Source organism: Arthrobacter sp. Hiyo1 (assembly GCF_001263615.2).
GTDB lineage: Bacteria > Actinomycetota > Actinomycetes > Actinomycetales > Micrococcaceae > Arthrobacter.
This window is the reverse complement of sequence record NZ_DF952478.1, coordinates 134635-135826: the sequence shown is the minus strand read 5'-3', so window position 1 is coordinate 135826 and position 1192 is coordinate 134635. Positions and strand designations below refer to the sequence as shown.

The 1192-nt window shown below is 66.5% G+C and carries 2 protein-coding genes; both read left to right on the top strand.

The genetic code is table 11. The features are described from left to right. Nucleotides 1–440 (top strand): hypothetical protein (locus tag AHiyo1_RS25860; RefSeq protein ID WP_216363317.1); only part of this gene is annotated, 440 nt, incomplete at its 5' end. 5 nt (nucleotides 441–445) lie between these two features. Beyond that, the coding region (locus AHiyo1_RS25855; RefSeq protein WP_216363316.1) for a hypothetical protein at nucleotides 446–1192 on the top strand (747 nt) is incomplete at its 3' end.

The following is a 1192-nucleotide window of genomic DNA, read 5'->3' as shown; positions in this document are numbered from 1 at the left end:
TGCGCGTGGCGATCGACGAGCGCCTCACCGGCGTCGCGATCAACCCGGTCATGGACCAGTGCTTCGACGGCGACTTCGACGGCGACGCGGTCGCGGTCGTGAAGCTGCACAGCGAGGCGGCCAAGCAGGAGGCGATGGAGAAGCTCTCCGTGCCGGCGAACCTGCTGGACACGGGCGTCGTGAAGAACGGCGAGCACCCGCTGGCCATGCAGGTCTCGCTCGACACGCAGGTCGCGGTGTCGAAGGACCCCTTCCTCGCCAACGGTGTGGCGGCTCTGCAGACCGAGGCGAACGAAGCACAGCGTGCTCCTGGTGTTGACAGCCCGGAGAAGCGCGAAGCGCGAGCGACATCGCGCGCCGCCTTGGCGACTTCTACCGCTACGCCCAGCGCGACGAGTTCGGAACGGCGCTGCGGTTCGATGACCTGCAGACGCACCTGAACAGCGTGCGCGACGTCTGCGTGGTCACCGGAGCCAAGGGCAATCGCGAGAAGCTCATGGACTACGCCCGCTACCTCGGCGGACGCAGCGGCCGTTCCGGAATCAACCAGCAGGACCAGGAGGCGTCGATGTTCGCTACCGCGATCAAGTCCCACGGCACCGGTCTCGGCGGCTCGTATTCGCAGCGAGCGGTCCGTGCGCTGCGGAACGTGGACCTCAAGGCCGTGCTCGAGATGACCTATCCGGTCACCCAGAGCATTCTCCAGGCAAAGCACGACGCGAGCGAGGCCAAGCACAAGTACGAGATGCTCCAGGGTCCGGGACGCGATCTGTGGCGCGGGCGTCTGCTCGAGCACCTTGGCCCGGGCCAGTGGCGTCCGGTCTTCGAGGATGGCGAGGCAGTGCAGGCCACGAAGGAGCAGTGGGCGGCGCAGTTCATCGAGTTCTACAACGCGAAGGACGGCTTCAACGTCACGGTCAACCCCGAGTACGTCGAGCGGGTGGCAAAGGCTCTTGCCGATCCGAAGTCGGGACGCGTGCGCAACCTGGAGGTCGACACGTCACTGCAGGGTTCGCTGATGGACCGCATGGCCTATGGAGGCACGCTGGAGGACCTGATCGCCGCGGCGGACAACCACGAGAACCTCTACGACGGCGAGAAGAACGAACAGTTCTGCTCGGCTCCGACCCGTCGTGCGCGGACGCTCTCGGCAGAGCAGTTGCAGGACCTGGGCCAGGAGCGCAGCGCCGAG